21 protein-coding genes are annotated in these 26,059 nt (G+C 60.3%); 7 read left to right on the plus strand and 14 right to left on the minus strand.

Annotation, left to right across the window (positions count from 1 at the left end; genetic code table 11):
* Positions 1-90: 90 nt before the first annotated feature.
* Positions 91-834, plus strand: a complete 744-nt coding sequence (locus BW979_RS25755) for a FadR/GntR family transcriptional regulator (protein WP_047230512.1) — start codon at positions 91-93, stop codon at positions 832-834.
* Positions 835-939: 105 nt separating this feature from the next.
* Here BW979_RS25755 and BW979_RS25760 read toward each other — a convergent pair whose 3' ends face one another.
* The 9 genes from BW979_RS25760 to BW979_RS27930 form a co-directional block, all read right to left on the minus strand.
* Positions 940-1,662 (minus strand): oligogalacturonate-specific porin KdgM family protein, encoded by a 723-nt coding sequence (locus BW979_RS25760; protein ID WP_076386258.1) that lies wholly within the window; start codon positions 1,660-1,662, stop codon positions 940-942.
* 139 nt (positions 1,663-1,801) lie between these two features.
* On the minus strand, positions 1,802-2,569 hold the full coding sequence (locus BW979_RS25765; RefSeq protein ID WP_076386259.1) for an ABC transporter ATP-binding protein: 768 nt from the start codon (positions 2,567-2,569) through the stop codon (positions 1,802-1,804).
* Positions 2,570-2,579: 10 nt separating this feature from the next.
* Positions 2,580-3,419 carry an ABC transporter ATP-binding protein gene (locus tag BW979_RS25770; protein ID WP_076386261.1) on the minus strand — a complete coding sequence of 280 codons (840 nt, stop codon included), beginning with the start codon at positions 3,417-3,419 and terminating at the stop codon, positions 2,580-2,582.
* Between the two features lie 11 nt (positions 3,420-3,430).
* A complete protein-coding gene (locus BW979_RS25775) occupies positions 3,431-4,339 on the minus strand; it encodes an ABC transporter permease (protein ID WP_047230516.1) in 909 nt (302 codons plus the stop codon).
* The gene (locus BW979_RS25780; RefSeq protein WP_076386263.1) at positions 4,339-5,376 is read right to left on the minus strand and encodes an ABC transporter permease; all 1,038 of its coding nucleotides are present in this window, start codon (positions 5,374-5,376) and stop codon (positions 4,339-4,341) included. Before BW979_RS25780 ends, BW979_RS25775 begins: the two co-directional genes overlap by 1 nt.
* A 34-nt stretch (positions 5,377-5,410) precedes the next feature.
* Positions 5,411-7,033 carry an ABC transporter substrate-binding protein gene (locus BW979_RS25785; protein WP_076386265.1) on the minus strand — a complete coding sequence of 541 codons (1,623 nt, stop codon included), beginning with the start codon at positions 7,031-7,033 and terminating at the stop codon, positions 5,411-5,413.
* Between the two features lie 71 nt (positions 7,034-7,104).
* On the minus strand, positions 7,105-8,259 hold the full coding sequence (locus BW979_RS25790; RefSeq protein ID WP_047230519.1) for a mandelate racemase family protein: 1,155 nt from the start codon (positions 8,257-8,259) through the stop codon (positions 7,105-7,107).
* 346 nt (positions 8,260-8,605) lie between these two features.
* Positions 8,606-9,442: an IS3 family transposase gene (locus BW979_RS25795; protein ID WP_047230569.1), complete on the minus strand. Its 837-nt coding sequence runs from the start codon at positions 9,440-9,442 to the stop codon at positions 8,606-8,608.
* Complete coding sequence (locus BW979_RS27930; protein WP_047230570.1) at positions 9,439-9,741, minus strand: IS3 family transposase; 303 nt, start codon at positions 9,739-9,741, stop codon at positions 9,439-9,441. The genes BW979_RS25795 and BW979_RS27930 overlap by 4 nt, the downstream gene beginning before the upstream one ends.
* A gap of 1,619 nt (positions 9,742-11,360) precedes the next feature.
* On the opposite strand from BW979_RS27930, the gene BW979_RS25805 reads away from it, so the two are divergent.
* A complete protein-coding gene (locus tag BW979_RS25805) occupies positions 11,361-11,672 on the plus strand; it encodes a hypothetical protein (protein ID WP_047229442.1) in 312 nt (103 codons plus the stop codon).
* A 132-nt stretch (positions 11,673-11,804) separates the two neighbouring features.
* Here BW979_RS25805 and BW979_RS25810 read toward each other — a convergent pair whose 3' ends face one another.
* On the minus strand, positions 11,805-12,176 hold the full coding sequence (locus BW979_RS25810) for a PH domain-containing protein (RefSeq protein ID WP_047229441.1): 372 nt from the start codon (positions 12,174-12,176) through the stop codon (positions 11,805-11,807).
* Between the two features lie 450 nt (positions 12,177-12,626).
* Here BW979_RS25810 and BW979_RS25815 point away from each other — a divergent pair, with 450 nt between their 5' ends.
* The 5 genes from BW979_RS25815 (at position 12,627) to BW979_RS25835 (ending at position 18,760) form a co-directional block, all read left to right on the plus strand.
* Positions 12,627-13,622 (plus strand): TRAP transporter substrate-binding protein, encoded by a 996-nt coding sequence (locus BW979_RS25815; protein WP_047229440.1) that lies wholly within the window; start codon positions 12,627-12,629, stop codon positions 13,620-13,622.
* 66 nt (positions 13,623-13,688) lie between these two features.
* Positions 13,689-14,321 (plus strand): TRAP transporter small permease, encoded by a 633-nt coding sequence (locus BW979_RS25820; protein WP_047229439.1) that lies wholly within the window; start codon positions 13,689-13,691, stop codon positions 14,319-14,321.
* Positions 14,318-15,601 carry a C4-dicarboxylate TRAP transporter large permease protein DctM gene (gene dctM, locus BW979_RS25825; RefSeq protein WP_047229438.1) on the plus strand — a complete coding sequence of 428 codons (1,284 nt, stop codon included), beginning with the start codon at positions 14,318-14,320 and terminating at the stop codon, positions 15,599-15,601. Before BW979_RS25820 ends, dctM begins: the two co-directional genes overlap by 4 nt.
* Positions 15,602-15,709: 108 nt before the next feature.
* Positions 15,710-16,705: a TRAP transporter substrate-binding protein gene (locus BW979_RS25830; protein ID WP_047229437.1), complete on the plus strand. Its 996-nt coding sequence runs from the start codon at positions 15,710-15,712 to the stop codon at positions 16,703-16,705.
* A gap of 147 nt (positions 16,706-16,852) precedes the next feature.
* Positions 16,853-18,760, plus strand: coding sequence for an alkaline phosphatase D family protein (locus BW979_RS25835; RefSeq protein WP_076386267.1), 1,908 nt, complete (start codon positions 16,853-16,855; stop codon positions 18,758-18,760).
* Positions 18,761-18,907: 147 nt separating this feature from the next.
* On the opposite strand, the gene BW979_RS25840 is transcribed toward BW979_RS25835, so the two are convergent.
* The 4 genes from BW979_RS25840 to BW979_RS25855 all read right to left on the minus strand — a co-directional run bounded on the left by BW979_RS25840 (position 18,908) and on the right by BW979_RS25855 (position 25,766).
* On the minus strand, positions 18,908-19,408 hold the full coding sequence (locus BW979_RS25840; RefSeq protein WP_076386269.1) for a methylated-DNA--[protein]-cysteine S-methyltransferase: 501 nt from the start codon (positions 19,406-19,408) through the stop codon (positions 18,908-18,910).
* 47 nt (positions 19,409-19,455) lie between these two features.
* Positions 19,456-22,185, minus strand: coding sequence for a LuxR C-terminal-related transcriptional regulator (locus BW979_RS25845; RefSeq protein ID WP_076386271.1), 2,730 nt, complete (start codon positions 22,183-22,185; stop codon positions 19,456-19,458).
* Positions 22,186-22,510: 325 nt separating this feature from the next.
* Positions 22,511-23,875, minus strand: coding sequence for a DUF1329 domain-containing protein (locus BW979_RS25850; RefSeq protein WP_047229433.1), 1,365 nt, complete (start codon positions 23,873-23,875; stop codon positions 22,511-22,513).
* 25 nt (positions 23,876-23,900) lie between these two features.
* Complete coding sequence (locus BW979_RS25855) at positions 23,901-25,766, minus strand: DUF1302 domain-containing protein (RefSeq protein ID WP_047229432.1); 1,866 nt, start codon at positions 25,764-25,766, stop codon at positions 23,901-23,903.
* Between the last annotated feature and the right edge of the window lie 293 nt (positions 25,767-26,059).

Raw genomic sequence — 26,059 nt, forward strand, 5'->3', positions numbered from 1 at the left:
ATCCATTAAAGCCAGACGATCGCGGCATTATAGCCGCGACCTAACGTCGAAACGCACTATAATGCCGGCTGATCACACTAGAGCAAGCCGATGACGGATCAAGCGTTATCTCCATTGAATAAACCGCGCCGCCTCGCCGAAACACTGGTGGACCGCTTTGCCCAGCGCATGCGTGAAGGCATTCTCAAGCGCGGCGAAAAGCTCCCCACCGAAGTGCATATCATGGAAGCCGAGGGCGTCAGTCGTTCGGTGGTGCGTGAAGCGCTGTCGCGCTTGCAGGCGGCGGGGCTGGTGGAGACGCGGCATGGGGTCGGCACCTTTGTCCTGGACATGCCGGCGCCGGAGGGCTTTACCCTCGGGCCGGCGACGATTGCCACGTTGTCGGATGTGCTCAACCTGCTGGAGTTTCGCCTGAGCCTGGAAGTCCAGGCCGCCGGCATGGCTGCCGAGCGCGCCACGCCCCAAGCCCTGGCCGAACTGGCCCAGGCGCTGGAAGCGTTGCTGCAAGGCCCGGAAAAGTCCGGCACCACCATCAATGCCGATTTCCAGTTCCATCTGAAAATCGCCAAGGCCGCTGGCAATTACTACCTGATCGACATCATGAAGCACCTGGGTACCAAGCTGATCCCACGTACCCGGATGAACTCCGCCTATTCCGGGCAGAGTGATCGCAGCGCCTACCTGCAGGGGATCAACGCCGAACATCAACAGATCTTCGACGCCATCGCCAGTGGTAATGTCGACGCAGCGCGGGCGGCCATGTACCTGCATTTGAGCAATAGCCGCATGCGCCTGTGTGAAACTCAACAACGCCAGGCTTTTTACAACGAATAATGCCCACTGATTCTGTGGGAGCGAGCCTGCTCGCGAAGGCAGTGGGTCAGTCAACATGAATGCCAACTGATCCGACGCTATCGCCAGCAGGCTCGCTCCTACAATTTAGAAGAAGCTGTATTTAACACCGACCCGCAGCCGCAACTGGCGATCGCTGTCGACCGAGTTGACTTTAATATCACCCACTTCAAAGAACGGTGCCCAGCGTTTATCCCACTGGTATTTGACCACGGCGTTCTGTTCATAGTCGTCGGTGCCGCCGTTATAGCGAATGTAGTCGGCATCGAAGTAAGTCAACTGATATTCATAGGCCCACGGTCCTTGGGGGCCATAGTTGATATATACATCGTAACGATTGACCGTCTGATCGTCCTGCCCATTATGCGGCACGTCACGGTCGATCTTGTCGCGGTCCAGTTTGGCTGAATCCAAACGGTAGCGACCGGCGATGCTCAACTCTTTGGTCACGCGGTAACCCAGGCGCAGGCCCAGCTTGTAGGTGGTGGATTCTTCGTCGCTGTCCAAGGCCAACGAGGGCGTCAGCATCCAGCGATCATTGATCTTGTGCTGGTAGTTGACGGTAAATTCATGACCGCTGCCGACGGTATTGTCGAAGGCGACGTCTTGCCGGTCACCGGCGGTCTTGTATTTGAGTTCACCCTCCAGACCCAGGCCACTGTCCAGCCGAATACCAAACTTGGCACGGTCGGCATGCATGCGACTTTTTTCCGCATATTGGTGGCGTACATTGATATAGCCGGTATCGGCCTGGGCAATAACCGAAGTAAACAAGGAAGCGAGAGAAAGTATTACCAATGTCTTTTTCATGTTTTTTTATTCTTGTTGGTTGAACGGGTTAGTTGGGTTAAACGCTAAATCACAGGCGAGCGCGTGCGCGGCATTGAAACCTGGGGTTCAACGTCTTTTACGGGTTAAAACAAATGCAACTGATGAATCAGGGTTTAATTCAAACGGCGACAGGGATGCCTTGTATGTCGCGACTGGCCTGCACCAGCAAACGGGTGTACGCGTGCGTGGCACCGTCACTCGCCAGAAGCTGACTGTCGAGCGTCTCCACCACCCTGCCCTGCTGCATCACCGCGACCCGATCGCACAAGTGCGCAACCACCGCCAGATCGTGGGTCACCATCAGGTAGGTCAGGCCTTCCTGGCGGCGCAAGTCGGCCAGCAGGTTGAGGATTTCCGCCTGCACCGAGACATCCAGCGCCGAGGTCGGTTCGTCCAGCAACAGCACCCGGGGACGCAGGATCAACGCGCGGGCGATCGCCACGCGCTGGCGCTGGCCACCGGATAATTGATGCGGGTAACGAAAGCGGAAGCTGTCGTTCAAGCCGACCTTGCGCAGGATCTCGCTGACCTTCTGCGCACGCCCGTCGATGCCGTGGATGCGCAACGGTTCCTGCAACGCGGCATCAATGGTGTAGCGCGGATGCAGCGAGGCGTAGGGATCCTGGAACACCATCTGCACCGTACGATAGTGGTTCAGCGGCAGGTTGCGGGTCACGGCCTGGCCGGCGATCTGCAGTTGCCCGGTCCAATGCTGATACTGCCCGGCCAGACAGCGCAGCACGGTGGTCTTGCCCGAACCGGACTCCCCTACCAGGCCGAATGCCTCGCCTTCGGCAACACTCAAATCAACGTCGTGCAATACCGCGTTCAGTGCCGCGCCGGTGCCAAAACAAAGGTTCAGGCCGGCGATTTCAATCATGCTCATGACAGGCTCCTCAAGCATTCAACCACTGCGGGTCACGCTGCAACACCGGCAGCGTGGCGCGCCGATGATCCAGGCTCGGCAGTGCGGCCAGCAGGCCACGGGTATAGGGATGGCTGGCTTGATCCAGGTCGGCGGCGGCAATCGACTCGACCACACGGCCGGCGTACATCACCAGCACGCGGTCACAGAAATTCCGCACGAGATTCAAATCGTGGCTGATGAAAATCAGCCCGAGGTCGCGCTCGCTGACCAACTCCTCCAGCACGTTGAGCACCTGCCGGCGCACCGACACATCCAGGGCAGAAGTGGGTTCGTCGGCGATGATCACCTGGGGGTCGGTGATCACCATCATGGCGATCATGATCCGCTGGCCCATGCCGCCCGAGACTTCATGGGGGTACAGGTCGTAGACCCGCTGCGGGTCGCGAATGTGTACCTTGGCGAGCATGTCCAGGGCGCGTTCGCGGGCCTCGCGATGGGGCACTTTGTGATGGGCCAGATAGGCCTCGGCGATTTGTTCGCCGACCCGCACCACCGGGTTCAGCGAGTACTTGGGGTCTTGCATGATCATCGACATGCGCGCACCGCGAATCGCCTGGATCTGCTTTTCGCTGGCGGCCAGCAAGTCGATATCGGCAAAACGCAACGTCTTGGCGGTGACTCGCGCCGTCGGCGGATGCAAGCGCAAGAGACTGCGGCCAACGGTGGACTTGCCCGAACCGGACTCACCAACGATGGCGAGTTTTTCCCGGCCCAAAGTGAACGACACGTCACGCACCGCCCGGGAGATTTTGCCGGCGTTGCGAAACTCCACACACAAGTCCTGTACGGCAAGTTTTATCTCAGTCATGGGGCTGCTCCTCAGGATTGGCTACGTGGGTCAAGGACGTCGCGCAAACCGTCGCCCAACAGGTTGAAGGCCAGGCTGACCAGCATGATCGCCGCACCGGGCGCCGCCACCAGCCACCAGCTTTCGAGCATGTAGCGCCGTCCGGTCGAGATCATAGCGCCCCATTCCGGCAACGGTGCCTGGGCGCCGAGGCCGAGAAAGCCCAGGGCGGCGGCGGTGAGAATGATGCTCGCCATGTTCATGGTCAGGCGGATGATCACCGAGGACAGGCACATCGGAATGATGTGGCGCAGGATGACCCGGGTACTCGACGCGCCTTGAAGCTGCACCGCCACGACGAAGTCAGCGTTGCGCAGCGGCAGGGTTTCAGCGCGAGCGAGTCGGGCAATCGGCGGCCAGGCGGTCAGTGCGATGGCGATCACCGCATGCTCAAGGCCCGGGCCGAGGGCAGCGATGAACGCCAGCGCCAGGACCAGGCTGGGAAACGAGATGAAGATGTCGGTGATGCGCATGAACAGGCTGTCGACCCAACCGCCGAAGTAACCGGACACCGTGCCCACCAGCAAGCCGATTGGCCCGACAATCACGGTCACCAGCAAAACGATGTACAGGGTGATGCGCGAGCCGTAAACCAAGCGGGCGAAGACATCGCGACCGTATTCGTCAGTGCCGAACCAGTGGACGCTGCTGGGTGCTTGCAACGCCCCGGCAAGGTTCTGCAACAGCGGATCGTGACCGGCAATCCATGGCGCGAAAACCGCGACCAGCATCAGGGTCGAGACGACGATCAGGCCGGCAAAGGTCATCGGGTTGCGCAGCAGGAAACGCAGCAGGCGCAAGGCACTGACGGCCATCGCTGCCGTACTTGAAGATGGCAGCGCGGCACTGCCGGCTGCGCTGGAAGCAAGAGGCAGGTTCATTAGCGAGTCCTCGGGTCGAAGATCTTGTACAGCGCGTCGCTGATCAGGTTCAGCGTCACGAAGATGAGGCCGATCAGCAGGACACAGGCCATCACCGCGTTCATGTCGCCAAGCAAAAGGCTGCTGGTCAGGTACTGACCGAAGCCCGGCCAGGCAAATACGGTTTCGATCAGCACCGCGCCTTCCAACAGCCCGCCGTAGGCCAGCGCAACGATGGTCAACAGCTGCACGCGGATGTTGCCGAAGGCATGGCCCCAGACAATGCGCCGCTGGGACAAACCCTTGACCCGGGCGGTGATGATGTATTCCTGGGACAGCTGCTCGAGCATGAAGCTGCGGGTCATGCGGCTGATGTAAGCCACCGAGTTGAAACTGAGGATCACCGCCGGCAGCAGGATGTGGCGCAACGCGCTGCGAAAGGCCTCCCAGTCGCCGGACCAGGCGGTGTCGATCAACAGCAGCCCGGTGTGTTTGGGGATCAGCCCATCGTAGGCCAGGCCGATGCGCCCGACGCCACCGGCCCAACCCAGCCAGGCGTAGAACACTAGGAAGGCCATCATGCCGATCCAGAAAATCGGCGTGGAGTAACCGAACAGCGTGATCAGCCGCGCGATATGGTCCCCGGCACGCCCCTGATGTGTCGCCGCGTAGACGCCCAGCGGCAAGCCCGCCAACACGCCGAACAGAATGGCCAGGGTGGCCAGTTCCAAGGTGGCCGGGAAGACCCGGGCGATGTCGGTGATGACCGGGTTGCCTGTCAGCAAGGCCATGCCGAAGTCACCGTGCAGCAGATCCCCGAGGTAGATCGCGAACTGCGTCCACAACGGTTTATCCAGGCCCAGCTCTTGGTGCACCTGGGCATAGGCCGAGGTGTCAGCGTCCGGGCCGACAATGGCCAGCACCGGGTCCAGGGGCATGACCCGTCCGATGAAAAAGGTCAGTAGCAGCAGCCCCAGCAGCGTCACCGCCACCGACCCGCTGCGCCGGGACGCCGAAGCGACCCGGGATGTCCAGATTGAAAAGGATGCAGTCGACATGTTCATTCCTGCCTTGGCCCTGCGGCCGTCGATTTCAGCGCTGCTTGTAAACGTCCCGAAGACGTGTGGTGGCGGCGGTATGGCCGATGTAGTTGCGCACGTCAGCGTGGATCACCACTTCGTCGACCATCTGTGAAACCGGCATGATTGCTCCGGCCTGCTGGTCGTAGAGGGTCTGGATCTGCGCGTACATTTCCCGCTGGCGCGCGGAGTCTTGCTCGCGCTCGGCCTGCTCGATCAACTGATTGAGCTGCGGGTTGAAGAACGAGGTGCGCCAGCCCTGGAAGTTGCTCAGCTTGGCTTCGGTGCGGTTGTCCGGGTTGTAGACCAGGGCCCGCAGGCTTGAATGCGGATGACGCTCCGCCCCGCCACCACCACGACCGACGAGGATGTCGAACTGGCGGTCGCGCATTGCACCGTAAATCTGATTTCCCGTGCCGGTGATGATCGTGGCCTGGATACCTGCCTGGGCCAGCGTCGCTTGCAGGCTGGTGGCGATGTTGATGAACGGCGGATCGGTCAGCGAGCGGATGCTCACCTTGAAGCCTTCGGCGTGCCCCGCCGCCGCCAGCAGACGCTTCGCCTCGGCCACATCCAGGCGATAGCCAGGATCTTCCAGGCGTGCCGGCAGCCCCAGTTGCATCGGCCGCTGATTGATCACCCCGTAGTGCGGCATCACCACATCGTTGATGCCCTGGTAGTCGATCAGCAGGCGGATGGCTTGGCGCACGCGGATGTCCTGGAACAGCGGCTGTTGCATGCTCATCGCCACGTAATACAGCGTGCCACGGGCGATGCTCTGGATGCGTACCTCATCGACCTTGCCCAGCGCCTTGATGTCAGTGGCCGCCATGCCTCGGGCGACGTCCAGGTCACCGCGCTCGACCATCAGGCGCAAGGCCTGGGACTCGGTCATGTTGCGCATGATCACCCGGCGCAACTTCGCGGGGCCGCGCCAATAGTCGTCATGACGACTCATCAGAATCACGTCGTTGGCGCGCCAGATGTCGAGCTTGAAGGCACCGGAGCCGGCTGTGTGGGTCGCCAGCCACGCGGCGCCCTGATCATCACCGACCTGATGTTGCAAAGCGACCGAGCGATCAATGATGAAGGCGCTGGGAGAGGTCGCCAGAGTGTTAAGCACCAGCATCGGGTCGGTGCTGCGCGGCAGGTCCATGACAAAGGTATGCGGCCCTTCGGCGCGCATCAGTTTGCTGACGTTGTCGGCGGTGAAACCGTAGGCTTTCCAGGTCGAAGCCAGGGCGCGGTTGAGGGTGACCACCCGTTGTAGCGACCAGGCGACGTCTTGCGCGGTGAGCGGTGCGCCGGAGTGAAAACGCACGTCATCGCGCAACTGGAAGGTCAGGCGCATGCGGTCGGGGCTGACCTCCCAGGTTTTCGCCAGGGCCGGGATCAGCGTGTCCGGTTGCGCCGCGTCCTGCTCCAGGAGCATGTCATAAACGTTGGCGTTAACCTCGGCGACCTCCAGGCCGGTTGCCGCGGCGGGGTCCAGGGACAGCAGGTTTATCATGCTCATGCCCACCACCAATTGGTCGGCGGGCGTTTCGCCTTGAGCCAGGCTGACGGGCACCTGCACTGTGCACAGGGCCACGGTGACACACAGCAGCCTGGTCAGGCGCTTGGGCCAGAGTTTCATGGTTCAGTCCTTTCTTATATTTATAAAGACTTGTCGTCCGGGCAGCTATCGGCCGCGGACGTGGTGCGCGATCAATGTCGAGACAAGGTATTGGCCTCGATATACGCGAAGTTGATGTCCTCGCCCAACCCAGGCCGATCAGACAGGTGCACAAAACCGTCGGCGTCCATCGGGTCGACGATGCTATTGAGGTGCGCAGGGACTTCTTCGTAGTCGAGGAAGGGATGCAACAGGCCGCGCTCGTACCAGCGGCAATTGCTGATTGCACCGACTACAGCCAGGTTCGCCGCGCCATTGCCGTGGACTTCACAGTCCATGCCGAACGACTCGGCCAGGTGCGCCACCTTCAGGCACGGCCCGATCCCCCCGACCCCGGCCACGCCCGCGCGCAGGATGTCACAGGACTTATGGGTGACCCAACTGGCGCGGCTGTGGAACTTGCCGGCGATGCTTTCCGGGCCCAGTACCGGGATGTCCAGATTGGCCGCCAGCCAGGCATAGGACTCAGCGGAATCTTCCATCATCGGTTCTTCGAACCAGGCGAAATTGAGTTGCTCGAGCGCCCTGCCAATGGTCAGCGCGTCCATGCGGCTGTACCAGTGGTAGCCGTCGAGCATCAGCGCGATGTCCGGACCGACTGCCTCACGCACGGCGGCGCAGGCTTGAATGTCCATCTGCGGATTCGGGGCGAAGGAAATCGGCGGCATCCAGGTGTGCAACTTGATGGCCTTGTAGCCGCGCTGGACCAGTTTTTCGGCGAACTGGCCGTACTCGTCCGGCGTGGACAAGCCCCCCGGCAGATCATCGCCACACATCGTCGAACCGTACGCCGGCACTTTGTCGCGATAGCCGCCAATCAGCTTGTGTACCGGCAACTTGAGCTTGCGCCCGGCCAGGTCCCACAGCGCTTGTTCCACCAGCGCCAACGCGCGGTCGGTGAACTGCCCGGCGCTGCCGCGCTGCCAGTGCGCCAAGTCTTGCCAGATGCTTTCGCGGTCCATTGGGTCCCGGCCGATCAGCACCTTGCGCACAAAGGACTCGATGATGTGCGGACGAACCAACTCAGGCGGACCGAAGGCATAGCCCTCGCTGCCGTCATCGCAGCCAATTCGCAGCAAGGCCATCTTGATCAGAACCTCCTCGCCCGGATGAGCGTGGCCGGCGCTGTCTTGAGCGCGGCGCGAAGGGGTGGAAAAGACTTCGACGTGAACGCCTGTGATTCTCATAAGGGGAAGAACACCATGTATTGTGATTTTTATTTGTATGTCGTCATACAACGTAGCTGATTATTCGGACGTTTCCGTCAGACTGTCAACCGGTAAATCACACAAAAAACCAACATATGATGGGATTTCCATAGCGAAGAGGTTATTTCTCACATCATAAACAACAGAAGTCGTCATACCACAGCGTTACCAGGGAGGACTTGGAAAGACCGGAACACCGGCGATCAAAACTGTGGGAGCGAGCTTGCTCGCGATAGCGGTCTGCCTGAAACGGTGATGTTGAATGTGCCGTCGTCATCGCGAGCAAACTGAACTGGTCAAGTAATTCTGGACACCAGTTAAGGTTTCACGCCGCCAGTTTCTCCATGGCTACCGGCGACCGGTAGTCGTTGTAGCTATGGAGCCTGACGTTGTTGTATCGCATCACATAACGTTGCACATCCACGCGGGCTTCATGCTCCGAGCTGTAGCCATCGTCTGGCACCCACTCTGATTTCAGGCTCCCAAAGAAACGCTCCATCGGGGCGTTGTCCCAGCACTCACCTTTACGACTCATGCTGTGCAGGAGTCCATGCTTGCGCATCTCATTCCTGAATTTGTGGCTGGTGTATTGGCAACCTTGGTCAGAATGAAACAGCACCTCTTTTGGACAGCCTCGCAATTGAACCGCCATTCGCAACGCTTCGCAGGTCAGCGTGGCATCGGAAATCATTGAAAACGACCACCCCACGATCCGGCGAGCAAACAAATCCAACACTGCCGCGAAATACATCCAGCGCTTACCCACCTTGATGTACGTCACATCTCCACACCACACCTGGTTGATCGCCGTGACATCAAACTTGCGCTTGAGCACATGCGGCGCTACCAGCGCTTCCACGCCGGAAGATTTGTACTTGTGCCGCCGCCGCTGATGACTGGCAACACCGGCTTCGCGCATCAAACTGCGAGCCAGATGTCGCCCGACACGATGCCCCTTTGCTTGCAGTTCCTTGGAAAGGGTGCGAGACCCGGCGGATGCTCTGGATTCCTTGTGATGCTCGACCAGCACGGCTTTGAGTTTCTCCCGCTCAGGCTTCACCTTGCCTTGGCGCTGACGCCAGGCGTAAAAGCTGCTGCGGTTGACCCCAAACGCCCGACAGCAATTGTTAACGCCGTACTGCTCGTCCAGCTCGTTGATCAACGAGAATGATCTTTGGAGTCCAAAAGCAGGAGAGCACTGGCCTTTTTTAGGATTTCAATGTCCAGGTCTTTTTGCCTGAGCAACGCTTTGAGCTGCTGAATCTCTCGCTGATCGGCGGTAATCGCCTTAGCCCCCTCGGGGGTCGAACCCAAGCGCTCTTTGCGAACCTGGTCGACCCAACGGCGCAAGGCGGTAGGGCCAATATCCAGGCTGGCACAGACTTCGGGAACGGACTGGCCCTCGTCCAGCACCATGCTGGCAGCCTTGAGCTTGAACTCACTGGAATAAGATTTGCGCATATCCAAACACCTCAGATTTGGGCGCCATCATAGCGCCCGATTGAAGTGTCCAAAATCATTAGGCCAGTTCAAACTCGCTCCCACAGGGGATGTGGGGCGGGCACAAAATTCGTGAACACACCGATCAAAACTGTGGGAGCGAGCCTGCTCGCGATAGCGGTCTGCCTGAAACGGTGATGTTGGATGGGCCGCCGTCATCGCGAGCAAGCTCGCTCCCACAGGGGATGTGGGGCGGGCACAAAATTCGTGAACACCGTCAATCAAAACTGTGGGAGCGAGCTTGCTCGCGAAAGCGGTCTGCCTGAACCGGCGATGTTGGATGGGCCGCCGTCATCGCGAGCAGGCTCGCTCCCACAGGGGATCTGTAGCGGGCACAAAATTCGTGAACACACCGATCAAAACTGTGGGAGCGAGCCTGCTCGCGAAAGCGGTCTGTCTGAAACGGTGATGTTGGATGGGCTTCCGTCATCGCGAGCAGGCTCGCTCCCACAGGGGATCTGTAGCGGGCACAAAATTCGTGAACACACCGATCAAAACTGTGGGAGCGAGCCTGCTCGCGAAAGCGGTCTGTCTGAAACGGTGATGTTGGATGGGCTTCCGTCATCGCGAGCAGGCTCGCTCCCACAGGGGATCTGGGGCGGGCACAAAATTCGTGAACACACCGATCAAAACTGTGGGAGCGAGCCTGCTCGCGAAAGCGGTCTGTCTGAAACGGTGATGTTGGATGGGCTTCCGTCATCGCGAGCAGGCTCGCTCCCACAGGGGATCTGGGGCGGGCACAAAATTCGTGAACACACCGATCAAAACTGTGGGAGCGAGCCTGCTCGCGATAGCGGTCTGTCTGAAACGGTGATGTTGGATGGGCCGCCGTCATCGCGAGCAAGCTCGCTCCCACAGGGGATGTGGGGCGGGAACAAAATTCGTGAACACCACCAACCAAAACTGTGGGAGCGAGCTTGCTCGCGAAAGCGGTCTGTCTGAAACGGTGATGTTGGATGGGCCGCCGTCATCGCGAGCAGGCTCGCTCCCACAGGGGGATGTGTGGCGGGCACAAAATTCGTGAACACACCGATCAAAACTGTGGGAGCGAGCTTGCTCGCGATAGCGGTCTGTCTGAAACGGTGATGTTGAATGTGCCGCCGTCTTCGCGAGCAGGCTCGCTCCCACAGGGGATGTGTGGCGGGCACAAAATTCGTGAACACCACCAATCAAAACTGTGGGAGCGAGCCTGCTCGCGAAAGCGGTCTGTCTGAAACGGTGATGTTGGATGGGCCGCCATCATCGCGAACAAGCTCGCTCCCACAGGGGATCTGTAGCGGGCACAAAATTCGTGAACACCACCAATCAAAACTGTGGGAGCGAGCCTGCTCGCGAAAGCGGTCTGCCTGAACCGGTGGTGCTGAATGGGCCGCCGTCATCGCGAGCAGGCTCGCTCCCACAGGGGATGTGGGGCGGGCTTTCGCTTATAGCGTTCCAATACAAAATCCGTATTCACTTACTTCCATCAGGTCTTGGCTACTGTCAGATATGACAGTGGTCCTCACTGCGGCTCACTTCTAACCTGATCCAGCCTCGCAAGTACGCGAAGCCAATCTTCGATGACCCGCAAGGAGTTCATGATGAACACAAGATACTGTCCCACTAAACCGACCCTACTGGCTCTTTCCCTATTATTGAGCGGCATGACTTTTCAAGCTTTCGCGGCAGGACGCGAGCCTTGCAGCGCGGACAAGGTCGCGCAAGCCAAGGAGTTGAAACCAGGGGGGATGGGTGAAACGGCTCTGTCCGAAGAAGAGTACGTAACGCAACTGAACCTGGAAGCGGTCAGGGTCACCGGAGTCGTCATGACCAAGGACTTGAGAAATGATCGTCTCACTGTGGTTACCGACAACTCCAGCAGCAAAATAGTGACCGACATGTACTGCAAATGAACGGTCCCGAAGAACTCGCCACATGCCCCTCATTGAAGTGGCATGTGGCTGTCACCCTGCCGCTTGAATGCTCAACGCAACAGGCGCCACTTCACCCCCCGAGTTTTCGTATTCACTCAGGGTCCACTGACATCAGGCCAAAAGATGCCTGGAGATCAGCTTCGATATTTCGACGATGCCTGTCTTGCCGGTGAATTCGAACTTCACCTTGCCCAGGGATGAAAAGTAAATCTCCAGTTCCGAATCCAGGTCGAAGGTGCCGGAGGTTTCTACCGAGTAGGCGACGATGTTTTTATAAGGCAGAGAGGTGAAGTCTTTTTTGCTGCCGGTGATGCCTTGCACGTTCACCGCGATGATGCGTTTGTTGGTGAAGACTACGCCGTCGCGCATGGACTTATAGGCGTCGATGACCTGTTCGCCATCCAGCAGCAGGGCTGTTACGCGTTCGGCATACTCATCGTTCTGCTTGAGCTTGAAGAAGCCTTTGTTGTTGAAATCGATCATCCGTAAATCCTTGTGGGGGTTGAAAAGCGTTCCAGGCTTCCTGGGCCCATATCGAGACGGGCGCGGGGATTCTCGCGCAGCCAGGAGTAACATCACAAGGCCATGACCGAGCATTTCGCCGTCTCACCGGGCTAAATCCTCCGACACCCGATGCGTGGCCAGCGAACAGGCCAGTAGCCATTATTTCGCTTTTATGGTTTCCTGACCCCCGTTACGGTTGCAGGCTGAAACCTTTCGCCCTGTTTCGGTCCCGATGGTTGTCGCCCCAGCCCTGGAAGGCTCTAACGCACCCTTTTGAGGCGTTAGCCAATACCCGCGATTTTTCCCGCACTGACCGTCACAATCCCCCGGCAAACTGTTTTTCTGCCTAGACTTGCAACTGTCCCGCCGTGCGCTGCGTTTTGAATGAGCCCGCACGATAAATACAAAAACAAAAGAGGAAACCCCACAATGTTCAAACCTATCTGGAAAGCGCTCGCCTGTACGCTGGCACTCAGTGCGTTGAGCACGGCCATGGCGGCGGATCCTGTCGTCATCAAGTTCTCCCACGTAGTAGCCGAACAAACGCCCAAGGGCCAGGGCGCACTGATGTTCAAGAAGCTCGTGGAAGAGCGTCTGCCAGGCAAAGTGAAGGTCGAGGTGTACCCCAACTCCTCGCTGTTCGGCGATGGCAAGGAAATGGAAGCCCTGCTGCTGGGCGACGTGCAGATGATTGCGCCGTCGCTGGCCAAGTTCGAGCACTACACCAAGTCCGTGCAGTTGTTCGACCTGCCGTTTCTGTTCGATGACATCTCCGCTGTGGACCGCTTCCAGTTGAGCCCTGAAGGCCAGAAGCTGCTCAAGTCCATGGAAAGCAAGAACATCACCGGCCTGGCCTATTGGCACAACGGCATGAAGCAGTTGTCGGCGAACAAGCCACTGCGTGAACCCAAGGATGCCCGTGGCCTGAAGTTCCGCGTGCAGGCCTCGGCCGTGCTGGAAGAGCAGTTCAAGGCGGTGAACGCCAACCCGCGCAAAATGAGTTTCGCCGAGGTCTACCAAGGCCTGCAGACTGGCGTGGTCAACGGTGCGGAAAACCCGTACTCGAACATCTACAGCCAGAAAATGCATGAAGTACAGAAGTACATCACCGAGTCCAACCACGGTGTACTCGACTACATGCTGATCACCAACACCAAGTTCTGGAACGGCCTGCAACCTGACATCCGTACCGAACTGGACAAGATTCTGGTTGAAGTCACCACCCACGTGAACAACGAGGCGGCGCAACTGAACCAGAAAGACAAGCAGCGCATCCTGGACGCCAAGACCACCGAAATCATCACCCTCACGCCTGAAGAGCGCGGCGAGTGGCGCGACAAGATGAAGCCGGTGTGGAAGAAGTTTGAAGGTGACATCGGTGCTGATCTGATCAAAGCCGCCGAAGCCTCCAACAAGGCTCAGTAATGGGTTGGCCGGTGCTGCCGCCCTGGCAGCGCCGGCCTGTCGTCCCCCCTGCAGGAGATGTCATCCATGAACGCCCTTCGGCGCATCTGGGAACACTTCGAGGAAGGTTTCATTGCCTTTCTTCTGGCCGCCATGACGCTGGTTACTTTCGTCTACGTGGTGCTCAACAACCTCTACACCGTTTTTTACAGCCTCGGTGACAACTGGCCAGCCGCCAGTGAGCCGGCGTTCGCCATTGGTGACAGCATCATGGGCATGGCCCAGGCCATGACCTGGAGCAGCTCGCTGACCAAGGCCCTGTTTGGCTGGCTGATCTTTTTCGGGTTGTCCTACGGCGTGCGGACGGCCGGGCATATCGGCGTGGATGCGCTGGTGAAACTGGCGAGCAAACCGGTACAACGCTTTATCGGCGTGATCGCTTGCCTGTGCTGCCTGACTTACGCCGGGCTGCTGGCCGTCGCCAGTTACGAGTGGATCAATACCCTGATGATCGCGCAGATCGGCGCAGAGGACCTGGGCCACTTCGGCATCATGCAATGGCACATCGGCCTGATTGTGCCGGTGGGTTTTGCGTTGGTGTTTATCCGTTTCGCGGAAATCCTCGTGCGCATCCTGATGAATCGTCAGACCGGCTTGGGCCTGGCCGATGAAGCGGCCGAAGCCATCAAATTGACTGAACACGAGGAAGACAAGCCATGACCATTGCCTTCCTGTTCGTGGCGCTGTTCGTGCTGATGTTTATCGGCGTGCCCATCGCCATTTCGTTGGGGCTGGCCGGTTCGCTGACCATCATTTTCTTCAGCCCGGACTCAGTGCGCTCCCTGGCGATCAAGCTGTTCGAAACCTCTGAGCACTACACACTGCTGGCGATTCCGTTCTTCCTGCTGGCCGGTGCGTTCATGACCACCGGTGGCGTGGCGCGACGCCTGATCGACTTTGCCAACGCCTGCGTCGGGCATATCCGTGGCGGGCTGGCGATTGCGGCGGTACTGGCGTGCATGCTGTTCGCCGCGTTGTCGGGTTCAAGCCCTGCGACGGTGGCGGCGGTCGGTTCCATCGCCATTGCCGGTATGGTGCGCTCGGGTTATCCACAGGCGTTCGGCGCCGGCATCGTCTGCAACGCCGGCACCTTGGGCATCCTGATTCCGCCGTCGATCGTGATGGTGGTGTACGCCGCCGCGACCGAAACCTCGGTGGGCAAGCTGTTCATGGCCGGGGTGATCCCGGGCCTGCTGCTGGGTTTATCGTTGATGGTGGCGATCTATATCGTCGCTGTGAAGAAAAACCTGCCGGCCCTGCCTCGGGCAACGTTGCGCGAATGGCTGTCCACGGCGCGCAAGGCGCTCTGGGGTCTGCTGCTGATGGTGATCATCCTCGGCGGGATCTATTCCGGGATGTTCACACCCACCGAAGCGGCTGCGGTGGCGGCGGTGTATTCGGCCTTCATCGCACTGTTCGTCTACAAGGACCTCACGTTCCGTGAGACGCCCAAAGTGCTGCTCGAATCGGCCAAGCTGAGCATCATGCTGATGTTCATCATTGCCAACGCCATGCTCTTCGCCCATGTGCTGACCACCGAGCAACTGCCGCAGCAAATCACCGCTTGGGTGATCGATGCCGGGCTGACGCCGGTGACCTTCCTGCTGGTGGTGAACATCGTGCTGTTGATTGCCGGTGCGTTCATGGAGCCTTCGGCGATCATCCTGATCCTGGCGCCGATTCTGTTCCCTATCGCCATGCAACTGGGCATCGACCCAATCCACCTGGGCATCATCATGGTGGTGAACCTGGAGATCGGCCTGATCACGCCTCCGGTGGGGCTGAACCTGTTCGTCACCTCGGCGGTGACCGGCATGTCGCTGCCCGCCACCATCCGCGCAGCTATGCCATGGCTGATGATCTTGCTGGCGTTCCTGATGCTGATTACCTATGTGCCATGGATCTCGCTGGCCTTGCCGAACTGGTTGGGGATGAGCTAGCCCCGACTCAAGACAGGCGCAGCGGCGAGGGCATTTGTTCCCTCGCCACTGCGCTGTCGGGCTAAGCCTGCGTGTCGCACCGTCGACCAATAAAAGGGAAGCCTCACCATGCTAAAACCTCTTTGCAAAGCGCTCGTCTGTACCTTGAGTTTCAGCCTGCTGGGCTCAGCCATGGCGGCTGAACCGATCGTGATCAAGTTTTCCCATGTCGTGGCCGAGCAAACGCCCAAGGGCCAGGGCGCGTTGATGTTCAAGAAACTGGCGGATGAACGATTGCCGGGCCGGGTGAAGGTCGAGGTGTATCCCAACTCCACGTTGTTTGGCGATGACAAGGAGATGGAAGCGCTGCTGCTGGGTGACGTGCAGATCATTGCGCGCTCGCTGGCCAAGTTCGATCAGTACACCCGATCCGTGCAGTTGTTCGACTTGCCGTTTCTGTTCAACGACATTGCCGCGGTGGACCGCTTCCAGCAGAGCGCGGAAGGCCAGAAACTGCTCAAGTCCATGGAAAGCAAGAACGTCACTGGCCTGGCCTATTGGCACAACGGCATGAAGCAGTTGTCGGCCAACAAACCACTGCGTGTACCCGAGGATGCCCGTGGCTTGAAGTTCCGGGTGCAGAGTTCGGCCGTGCTGGAAGAACAATTCAAAGCCGTGAGCGCCATCCCCCAACCGATGATTTTCTCTGTGGTATACCAGGGCCTGCGCACCGGTTTGGTCAACGGCACGGAAAACACCTACTCAAACTTCTACAACCAGAAACAGCATCAAGTACAGAAGTACATCACCGAATCCAACCACGGCATTCTCGACTACATGCTGATCGCCTCGTCCGACTTCTGGAACGGCCTGCCGCCGGATATCCGCACCGAACTGGACAAGATCGTGGTCGAGGCCACCGCCTATGCAAACAGTGAGGCGGACCGACTGAACCAGCAGGACAAGCAGTTCATCCTCGACGCCGGGACCACCGAGATCATCAGCCTCACTCCCCAGCAGCGCAACGCCTGGCGCGAGAAGATGAAACCGGTGTGGGCAAAGTTTGAAAAAGAGATTGGGCCGGATTTGATTAAAGCCGCTGAAGCTTCCAATCAGGCGCAGTGAGGCAGCAAAGCCCAGTGCAGCCTGTGGCGAGGGAGCAAGCTCCCTCGCCACAAGAGCTGGAGCACGTCGCCTTTTCACCGAGTCCCAGTTCTCCAGCGCATTGCGTTATGATCCCCGCCTCCATCGGAGCCAGAGCTTTACCCGCGAATGTTGCCGTCCTCATCTGACATCTCCCCTGCCCTGCCCCCTGTCCTGGTCGGCCCGCTGCTGCGGCGACTGGAGCCCACACGGCTGGTGATGTGGCTGGTGGGTACACGCCCCCTCACGTTGACGCTGCGTGTGGACGGTGTGGGCGATCTCACCCTGGATGCCCCGCGCTGCACCGTAGTGCCGGTGGGGCAGCAGGCTTTTGTGCACCTGATCGATGTACGACTCGACACCGCCCTGCCCCAGGACGTGGCAATTGACTACGACCTGCTGGTGGACGGCGCGCCCATTGCCGAATGGGCGCCCCATCTGTTGTATGGCCAGGCGCAGCGCCCGAACTTTGTCCTGCATTCGCGTATCGATCAATTGGTCCATGGCTCCTGCCGCAAACCCCACTACCCGACCCACGACGGCTTGCTCTGCGTCGACCGGCTGTTGGCACAAGCCCCACAGCAGCGTCCGGCGTTGTTGATGATGAGCGGCGATCAGGTCTATGCCGATGACGTCGCCGGGCCCATGCTGCGGGCGATTCATGCGTTGATCGAGCGGCTGGGGCTGTTCGAGGAATGCCTGGACGGCGCGGTGGTTGAAGACAGCGCCAAGCTCTATGAACACCCGGCCAGCTACTACCACCGCGCCGATTTATTACCGGCGCTGGAAAGCAATGAAACCCTGCGCGAGCGTTTTTTCGGCGGGGCCCGCAAGCCAATATTCACCAGCAGCAGCGCCGACAATCATCTGGTGACCTTCGCTGAAGTGATGGCGATGTATTTGCTGGTGTGGTCACCCGTGCCGTGGACCCTGATCGACCCGCAACCGCCGGAACTGACCGCCGAGCGGCGCCAGCGCTACGCGCTGGAACAGCAGCGCATCGAGGGTTTCAAGACCGGTCTTGGGGACGCGGCGCGGGTGTTTGCACACCTGTCGTGCCTGATGATTTTCGACGATCACGACATCACCGATGACTGGAATCTATCCGCGCAGTGGGAAGAAACGGCCTACGGCCACCCGTTCTCCAAGCGCATCATCGGCAACGCACTGATCGCCTACATGCTCTGCCAGGGCTGGGGCAACAACCCCGACGCGTTCGATGACGTGATCCAGCAAACCCTGGCCCTGAGCGACACCGCCCGGGACCGCTACCTGGACAGCGGCCCACAGGACAAACTGATCGACACGCTGCTGGGTTTCCAGCAATGGCACTACGTGTTGCCGACCACCCCGGCCCTGGTGGTGCTCGACACCCGCACCCGCCGCTGGCGCAGCGAGCGCAACCTCAAGCAGCCTTCGGGACTGCTCGATTGGGAAGCCCTGAGCGAACTTCAGCAGGAACTGCTGGATCATCCCTCGGCGATTATCGTTTCACCGGCGCCGATCTTCGGTGTGAAGCTGATCGAAACCGTGCAACGGGTGTTCAGTTGGTGCGGTTATCCGCTGCTGGTGGACGCGGAAAACTGGATGGCCCATCGCGGCGCGGCGCAAGTGATCCTGAACATTTTCCGGCACTCACGCACGCCCGGTAATTACGTGGTGCTGTCCGGGGATGTGCATTATTCCTTCGTCTATGAGGTGCTGATCCCACACCGTAAGGGCGGCCCGCGCATCTGGCAGATCACCAGCAGCGGCATCAAGAATGAGTTCCCGCCGGCGCTGCTGGAATGGTTCGATCGTCTGAACCGTTGGCTCTACTCACCCCGCTCGCCCCTGAACTGGTTCACCAAGCGCCGCAGCATGCGCATCATTCCTCACACCCCCGAACACGCCGAGGCTGGAGAGCGGTTGTGGAACTCGGCGGGGATCGGGCAGGTGTTCTTCAATGAACAGGGGCAGCCGACGCAGATATTCCAGCACAACGCCAACGGCCAACCGCCGACGCGCATGCTGGCGCCGCAAGAGCCTTCCGCCTGAACCGAATGAGTCCTGTGTGGGAGCGAGCCTGCTCGCGATAACGCAGGCCCATCCAACATCCTTGCAAGCTGACCTTCCGCTATCGCGAGCAGGCTCGCTCCCACAAGGGATTTGCAGTGTTATGGGTTTGCGGCCAAATGAAATAACTCAAAACACCAACTGCAGCGTCTGCTGACCTTCCAGGCTCAGCAGGAACTGTTTGGCCGCAAGGCCGCCCGCAAAGCCGGTAAGGCTGCCGGAGGTGCCGATGACGCGGTGGCAGGGGGCGATGATGGAGATGGGGTTGCGGCCGTTGGCGGCGCCTACCGCCCGCACCGCCGTGGGCTGGCCGATCTGGATGGCGATGTCGCGGTAGCTGCGGGTTTCACCGAACGGAATACTCAGCAGCGCCTGCCAGACCCGGACCTGAAAGTCGGTGCCGGCAAAGTCCAGCGCCAGGTCGAAACGGCGGCGCTGGCCGGCGAAATACTCCATGAGCTGGCGCTCGGTTTCCTTGAGGACCGGATGCTGGCTGTCCTCTTCCAAAGGCCCCAGGCGCACGCGGTTGAGACGTTCGTTTTCCCAGAGGATGGCCGCCAGTTTTGTATCCCGGGCGACGAGGATCAGTTGGCCTACGGGGGATGGGATGGTTTTGTACAGGGGTAACATCAAGCATTCCTTATCGCTGGCCAACCGCTTGGCACAAGTAACCAGTCCTAGCCCAACAACCCCAGCACCTTCGCCCGCGCCACGGCCTGGGTGCGGCGCTCCACGCCGAGTTTGCTGTTGATGTGGCTGGCGTGGGTCTTGACCGTGTGCAGTGAGATGAACAACTGCTCGCTGATTTCCTGGTTCGAACAGCCCTGGGCAATCAATTGCAGCACCGCCCGCTCGCGACTGCTGAGGGTTTCAACGGGGGCCGGTGAATCGGCAGCCACCGTCGACGGCAAGCGCTCAAGCAGGTTCTGGCGCAAGGGACTGGGGGGTGCGCGCAACAATTGCTCGCGCAGCCACTCCCGATGTTCGCCCAGCAACCATTCGAACGGCTGCAGCACCCCGCCAGCGGCGGCTTCGAGGGCTTGGGCCAGGGTACTGCGGGCTTCGGGTTCGCGGCCGACGCTCAGCAGCAAGGCGACCTTCTGGTTGAGCGCCATCACACTGAGCATCTGCCGGCCGGTTTGCTGGCCGTGTTCAAGCAAGGCATTGAGCCGTCCTTCGGCCAACATGGGCTGGCCGCGGATGGACTCCAGCACTGCCTGTTGCAGTTCGACGTGCAGCGGCAGTTGCGGGTGGAATTCCGGCGGCGCGGCGGCCCGCTCACCGGTGTAGGTCTGCCCCAGTCGCGCCAGCCAGGCTTCGGCCAGGTCCGTACGCCCCTGGGCCAGCCAGAGTTCGCATTTGACCAGGGTGATCATCGCCAGGTAATAAATCGGCGGAACGTCCCAGATATGCATCAGGCGTTCGGCTTCGGCCAGTTCGGCAAAGGCCCGGGAGAATTCACGAGCGTGGCCTTCAACCCGCGCGATCACGCAGTGGCCGATCAACACGCTGATGTCGCGACACGCCCGCGCTTCGGTAAGACCGGCCTGCAACCGCGCCAAGCCGACCTGGGGCTGCATGCGCAAGGTCAGCAGGAATCCTTCGTACAGAATCAATCGCGCCCGCACGGCATACAGCCGTTGCGGCGAGAGTGCATGCAGGCGTTGCAGGCCCTGGCGCACTTCATCGAGCGCCCGCAGGATCTCCCCTCGCGCTTGCAACACCCGGGCGCGGTCGTAATGGGCCAGGGCCTCGAACAACGGGTTACCGACGCGCTGCGCCAGCTCCAGGGAGTCACGGTTCAAGGCCCGGGCGCGCCACAGGTCACCGTCGGCAATCGCCAGGTTCGACAGCGTGGACAGGCACATCAGACGTTGGCCATAGCGCTTTTGCGGCAGGCTCTCCAGGGCTTCGGTGCAGTAACGCACAGTGGCCTCGCGGTCCCCACGGCCACGGGCAATAATCCCGCTCAGGGCCAGCCATTGGGCAAGCATGGATTTTTGCGCAGTGGCCGAAGGCGCCGGCAGGAACCGGCTCAGGTGGGCGGCCAGTTCTTCAGCGGCGTCCAACTGGCAGGCCAGCCCCAGCGCCCAGCTGTACAGCACGATCAAGCGCGGTGTGCTGATGAGCAGGCTGTCGGGCAAGTCCATTTTCCAGCGCAGCAACATGCCGACGTTCTGCTCGGCCAGCAATTGCTCCTCCGAGAGGTTCTGCACCAGGTTCGCCGCCACATCCAGGTGCCCGGCCCGCAGCGCCTGTTCCACGGCCTCGTCGATCAGGCCCTGGGCATTGAACCAGCGGCAGGCCCGCAGGTGCAGGGTCGCAGCCGGCACCATGGCCGGCGCACTGGGACGGCTACGCAGCAAATCGGAAAACAGATGGTGGTAACGGTACCAGTGGCCATGCTCGTCCAGCGGCACCAGGAACACCTGGTGCGCCGCCAGATACTCCAGGATTTCGGCGCTGTCATGGGCTTCGCGCACGGCATCACACAGTTCGCTGCAGAAACGTTCCTGGGACGCGGTGTCGTAGAGAAACGCCTGCACTTCGGCGGGCAGACAGTCGATGACTTCCTCAAGCAGGTAATCGCGAATCAGCCCTTCGCCGCCATGCAGAGCCTGGGGCATTCGGCCCTCAGTCCCGGCCTCGGAAGCGGCCAGCAACCAGAAACGCAGCCCGGCCACCCAGCCTTCGCTGCGCTGGATCAGACTCTCCAGGGCTTCGCCGCGCAACGAACTGCTGTGGTGCTGCAGCAGGGTCTGGGCTTCTTCATGGGTCAGGCGCAAGTCCTGCTCGTTCAGTTCGAGCAATTGGCGTGACAGACGCAGGCGCGCCAGATGCCAGTCCGGGCGCTGCCGACTGGTGACCAGCACCAGCAAACCTTCGGGCAGGTGATTGAGGAAAAACTGCAGGCAACGATCCAGTACCGGGCTTTGGGCCAGGTGGTAGTCGTCGAGCACCAGCAGCAAGGGTGTATCCGGCGACAGATGCGCGGACAGTTCATCCAGCAGACCGTCGAGCCATTCTTCGAAGGCGAAAGGTTGGTGGCGCTGGCGCATTTTCAGCAGCCCCAACGCCCGACCTCCCAACTGCGGGAAGAACGCCTGGAGCCCTTCGAGCAGCCGTTCCAGAAAGCGTCCCGGGTCGTTGTCCCGGGCACTGAGCCCCAGCCAGAGGCTTTGCCAGTGGGCCGGCAGGCTCTGGCAGAACTCCACCGCCAGTGAGCTTTTGCCGAACCCCGCCGGGGCGCTCACCAACAGCAACCGACCTCCAAGCCCCGCACTCAAGCGCTCGCACAACCGCGGCCGCACGACATGGCCGTCAGGCAAGGGCGGGCGGTAGAAGCGCCCGTCCTGGACCGCGACGGCGGTGCGGGCAGAACCCGGGAGTGAAGACAGATCAGTCATGGCCGGCTCTTGTTGAAATGCGGGTGGCGGCGTTGCAGATGTCCGCAGACTAGCGGTAAACGAGGAGGTATTGAAGGGAGTTGCTACAAATGGCTACAAAAAGGCTACAAGCCGACCGATTCGAAAAATTCAGACAGCCACCGCTCTTGTGGCGCGGGAGCTTTGATCGTTCCCACGCAGGAGCGAGGGAACGCTAGAGCTTTTTGGGGCTGCTTCGCAGCCCAGCGGGGATAAATCCCCTCGCCACAGGGGGTTTGTGTTGGGCAAAAAAAGCCCCGAACCAGTCGGGGCGTTTTTTCGAGGATGCGGCCTCGGGTGAAGCTGTTTAGCGGATACCCTCCTGGCGCAATGCGTTGGGAGTGAACTCAGCGGTGCTGGCGGTGAAGCCGAAGTCGTAGGCTGATTTCTCTTCGTTCTTCATGCCCAGCGCCAGATAGCGGCCGGACTGCAGGTCGTAGAGGGTTTCCAGGGCGTACCACGGCACTTGCTTGTCGTAGTAGTTCTCGGCATGGGCCTCGGCAACGCGCCACAGTTGGCCACGACCGTCGTAATGGTCGATCACCGCGGCTTGCCAGGTGTCTTCGTCGATGTAGAAGTCACGCTTGGCGTAGATGTGGCGTTGGCCTTCCTTCAGGGTCGCGGTCACATGCCAGACCCGACGCAGCTCGTAGCGAGCCAGGTCCTGGTTGATATGGCCGGCCTTGATGATGTCGGCGTACTTGAGCTGAGGCGAATCGATCTTGTAGCTGTTGGAGGCAATGTACAGTTCTTTCTTGCCCACCAGCTTCCAGTCGTAGCGATCCGGCGCACCGTTGTACATGTCCAGGTTGTCGGAGGTACGCAGGCCGTCGGCAGCGGTGCCCGGGCCGTCATAGGAGACCTGTGGCGCACGGCGCACACGGCGCTGGCCGGCGTTGTAGACCCACGCAGAACGCGGTTCCTTCACCTGGTCGAGGGTTTCGTGCACCAGCAGTACACCACCGGCCAGACGCGCCGGCGCGGTGACTTGCTGCTTGAAGTAGAACAGGATGTTGCCAGGGTTGGCCGGATCGAAATCCTTCATCTTGTCGCGGAACACGAACTGGTCCCTGAAGTACACCAGGCTGTAGGAGCCGTTGGGCTGAGGCGTGGCCTGGGTCACCAGGCGGGTCACGCTGCCGCCGCGATAGCGGGTGATGTGGTTCCAGATCACTTCCACACCGCTCTGGGGAATCGGGAACGGCACAGCCGTCTCGAAGTTCTCCAGACCGTTACCGCCGGACACCAGCTTGGTGTTCACCGCGTTTTTCTTGATGGAGGCATACACGTCATCCGGCACGGTGGCGCCGCGATGGGATGGGTAGACCGGCATCTTGAAGGATTCCGGGTAACGCTTGAACATCGCGTACTGGCCCGGCGCGAGCTTGTCTTTGTACTGGTCGACGTTCTGCGCAGTGATGGTGAACAGCGGCTTTTCACTGGCGTACGGGTCGGAAAGGAAACCCTTGCTGTCCACGCTGCCGGCGTTCTTGGCCATGGGTTTCCAGGCCGGGATCGAACCGTCGGCATTGCCGGCCATTTCGGCGCCCATCGGCGTCAGGCTTTTGCCCAGTTTGTCGGCTTCGGCGGCAGGCACAGCCGCCATGACGCTGGCGGCCAGCAGGGATAGCCCCAAAACACCGACCTGCAACAGACTCTTTGTTATTTTCATAGTGTGTCGTCCTGAAATACTGTGCTTAGAAGGTCACGCCGACGCTGAGCGCCAGGAAATCGCGATCGTCCACGGTGCTGAAGTCGCCACCAAAGAAGTTGGTGTAGGCCAGGCTCGCGTTGTAGGTGTTCTGGTACTCGGCATCCAGTCCGAGGCTGACGGCTTTGCGGCCTTCTTCAAAGTTGGCGCCCGGGCCTGGCGAGTAGCCTTTGACGTCATGGGACCAGGCCACGTTGGGCTTGAGGTTCACACCGGCGAACACGTCCGGGTATTCCCAGATGGCGCGGGCACGGTAGCCCCAGGAAGTGGAGGTGGTGAAGCCGTCGTTGTTGCAGTTGCTGTTCACATCGGCACTGGTCTGGCCACCACCGGCCGCAGTCGAGCCATTGAGCAGGTTACAGAAACCGTTGGGCAGTTCGCCCGGACCAAACACCGGGTCACGGCCGTAACGAGCGTCGGACCTGCTTTCCAGGCCGCCCACGTAGGTCACGCCGACTTCGCCCACCAGGGTCAGACGGCTGGCGCCCATGACCTGATCCAGGAAGTGGGTGAACGTGGTCTGGAACTGAGTGATTTCCTTACGGTTATAGCCATGCAGGTCCTGACCCGGCGAGCCAGGGAGGATCGAAGCATTGCCAAGACCGGGAAGCGGGGTCACACCGGCGAAAAGAATGTCCGTGGTGCTCAGTTGCACCGGGGCGTTCGGACGATAGCTCAGTTCACCGCTCCACGCCGTACCGGTAGGCAAGGTGGTGGAGAAACTCAAACCGTAGAGACGGATGTCTTCAGGGTACTCGATGAAATAGTTCGAGTTACCCGCCACCAGCAGAGGCGACAGCGCGGCGAACGCAGGCGGCAGTCCTGCTGCCAGGTCAAAGACGGACTGTGGAGCACCGGTGGCACTGAAAATCGGCGCACGGCTGTGGTAGTTCATGAAGTAGGCACCAAACTCGGTGTCCAGCGGCTCGAACATGTACTTGAACGACACGCCCCACTGGCCACTGTCGCGAGCATCACGATCCGGACCGCGACGCACCAGCACGCCTTCTTCGTTGACGTTGACGCCCAGCGCCTCCGCTGGGCCCAGGGCGGCCGCCGGGAGCGTGGAGCGTTTGTTCAGCACTCGCAGGTTGTCGGTGCAACCATCGGCAACCACGTCCGGCTGCGAGAAGAACGTACCGCAGTTGTCCACCACGGTCTGGTCCCACTCCAACTGGTAGAACGCCTCGGCCGACAGGTTGTCGGTCAGGCTCTGGGACACATAGAACATGTTGACCGGAATCAGGCCTTCCTTGACCTCGGCACCAGGACGACGGAACGCCGACACGTCGACCGGGTTGATCGAGTTGATCCCGCCCTGGATGAAGGTGCTTTCACCCCAGCTGACCACCTGTTTACCCAGGCGAACCGAACCTGGCTGATCGCCAATGGCGTAGTTGTGGTAGATGAAGGCATCGAGGATCTGCCCGCCGGAAGACTGGGCGCCTTCCTTGCGGTTAGTGTCGCTGATGTCCTTGTACAGGCGATGTTCGTCCTTGAGTTCGAAGTCGTACCAGTACTTGCCGCGCACAAACACGCCGGTATCGCCGTACTTGAGTTCCAGGTCGTGGATACCCTTGAAGATCTTCGAAAAGGTTTCCCCGCGCTTGAAGTTCAGGTGACCGTCGTCGGAGGTCTGGGACAGGCCCTTGCCGCCGTTGTTGACGCCGATCAGGTCCCTGTTGGCCTTGGCCGTGGACCAGCTTGCGCCGACCGACAGGGACGAGTCGAACTGGCCCTCGATTTCACCGATGTTGAAACTGACGCCGAATGCTGGCCCGGCGAGCGAAGAGGCGAGACTGACCGCCAGAGGCAGTTTTGCCCGGCGCCAGAACGTGTTTGCTGAGGTCATCGACGCTACTCCATGTGCTTTTATTTTTATGGCAGTCAGTATTTTCCAAGAACACTTTCAACGGCTGGGAATGGCAACGTTCCTCCCCGTTCAAAGTCACATCGCCCGTTTAGTGCGTGCGCCCCGTTCTTGAAAATCCTTAAACGGACTATAGCCAGCAGGTAGTACGGCTTGATCCCTCTAAAGTGTGATTTGCAGCCCGCGACCACTCTGGAACAGTCCTTTCGCCAGGCCGACAGATGTCGGCACGGCAAGGATGGCTGAAATTTTCGGTTTGACAAGGCAAGCGCTTG

It is taken from the genome of Pseudomonas sp. A214 (genome assembly GCF_900156295.1).
GTDB lineage: Bacteria > Pseudomonadota > Gammaproteobacteria > Pseudomonadales > Pseudomonadaceae > Aquipseudomonas > Aquipseudomonas rhizophila.

Excerpts from the sequence above, each read along its gene's own strand:
- BW979_RS25755 (WP_047230512.1), top strand. The coding sequence starts at position 91 with ATGACGGATCAAGCGTTATCTCCATTGAATAAACCGCGCCGCCTCGCC.
- BW979_RS25760 (WP_076386258.1), bottom strand. The coding sequence starts at position 1,662 with ATGAAAAAGACATTGGTAATACTTTCTCTCGCTTCCTTGTTTACTTCG.
- BW979_RS25765 (WP_076386259.1), bottom strand. The coding sequence starts at position 2,569 with ATGAGCATGATTGAAATCGCCGGCCTGAACCTTTGTTTTGGCACCGGC.
- BW979_RS25770 (WP_076386261.1), bottom strand. The coding sequence starts at position 3,419 with ATGACTGAGATAAAACTTGCCGTACAGGACTTGTGTGTGGAGTTTCGC.
- BW979_RS25775 (WP_047230516.1), bottom strand. The coding sequence starts at position 4,339 with ATGAACCTGCCTCTTGCTTCCAGCGCAGCCGGCAGTGCCGCGCTGCCA.
- BW979_RS25780 (WP_076386263.1), bottom strand. The coding sequence starts at position 5,376 with ATGTCGACTGCATCCTTTTCAATCTGGACATCCCGGGTCGCTTCGGCG.
- BW979_RS25785 (WP_076386265.1), bottom strand. The coding sequence starts at position 7,033 with ATGAAACTCTGGCCCAAGCGCCTGACCAGGCTGCTGTGTGTCACCGTG.
- BW979_RS25790 (WP_047230519.1), bottom strand. The coding sequence starts at position 8,259 with ATGAGAATCACAGGCGTTCACGTCGAAGTCTTTTCCACCCCTTCGCGC.
- BW979_RS27930 (WP_047230570.1), bottom strand. The coding sequence starts at position 9,741 with ATGCGCAAATCTTATTCCAGTGAGTTCAAGCTCAAGGCTGCCAGCATG.
- BW979_RS25805 (WP_047229442.1), top strand. The coding sequence starts at position 11,361 with ATGAACACAAGATACTGTCCCACTAAACCGACCCTACTGGCTCTTTCC.
- BW979_RS25810 (WP_047229441.1), bottom strand. The coding sequence starts at position 12,176 with ATGATCGATTTCAACAACAAAGGCTTCTTCAAGCTCAAGCAGAACGAT.
- BW979_RS25815 (WP_047229440.1), top strand. The coding sequence starts at position 12,627 with ATGTTCAAACCTATCTGGAAAGCGCTCGCCTGTACGCTGGCACTCAGT.
- BW979_RS25820 (WP_047229439.1), top strand. The coding sequence starts at position 13,689 with ATGAACGCCCTTCGGCGCATCTGGGAACACTTCGAGGAAGGTTTCATT.
- dctM (WP_047229438.1), top strand. The coding sequence starts at position 14,318 with ATGACCATTGCCTTCCTGTTCGTGGCGCTGTTCGTGCTGATGTTTATC.
- BW979_RS25830 (WP_047229437.1), top strand. The coding sequence starts at position 15,710 with ATGCTAAAACCTCTTTGCAAAGCGCTCGTCTGTACCTTGAGTTTCAGC.
- BW979_RS25835 (WP_076386267.1), top strand. The coding sequence starts at position 16,853 with ATGTTGCCGTCCTCATCTGACATCTCCCCTGCCCTGCCCCCTGTCCTG.
- BW979_RS25840 (WP_076386269.1), bottom strand. The coding sequence starts at position 19,408 with ATGTTACCCCTGTACAAAACCATCCCATCCCCCGTAGGCCAACTGATC.
- BW979_RS25845 (WP_076386271.1), bottom strand. The coding sequence starts at position 22,185 with ATGACTGATCTGTCTTCACTCCCGGGTTCTGCCCGCACCGCCGTCGCG.
- BW979_RS25850 (WP_047229433.1), bottom strand. The coding sequence starts at position 23,875 with ATGAAAATAACAAAGAGTCTGTTGCAGGTCGGTGTTTTGGGGCTATCC.
- BW979_RS25855 (WP_047229432.1), bottom strand. The coding sequence starts at position 25,766 with ATGACCTCAGCAAACACGTTCTGGCGCCGGGCAAAACTGCCTCTGGCG.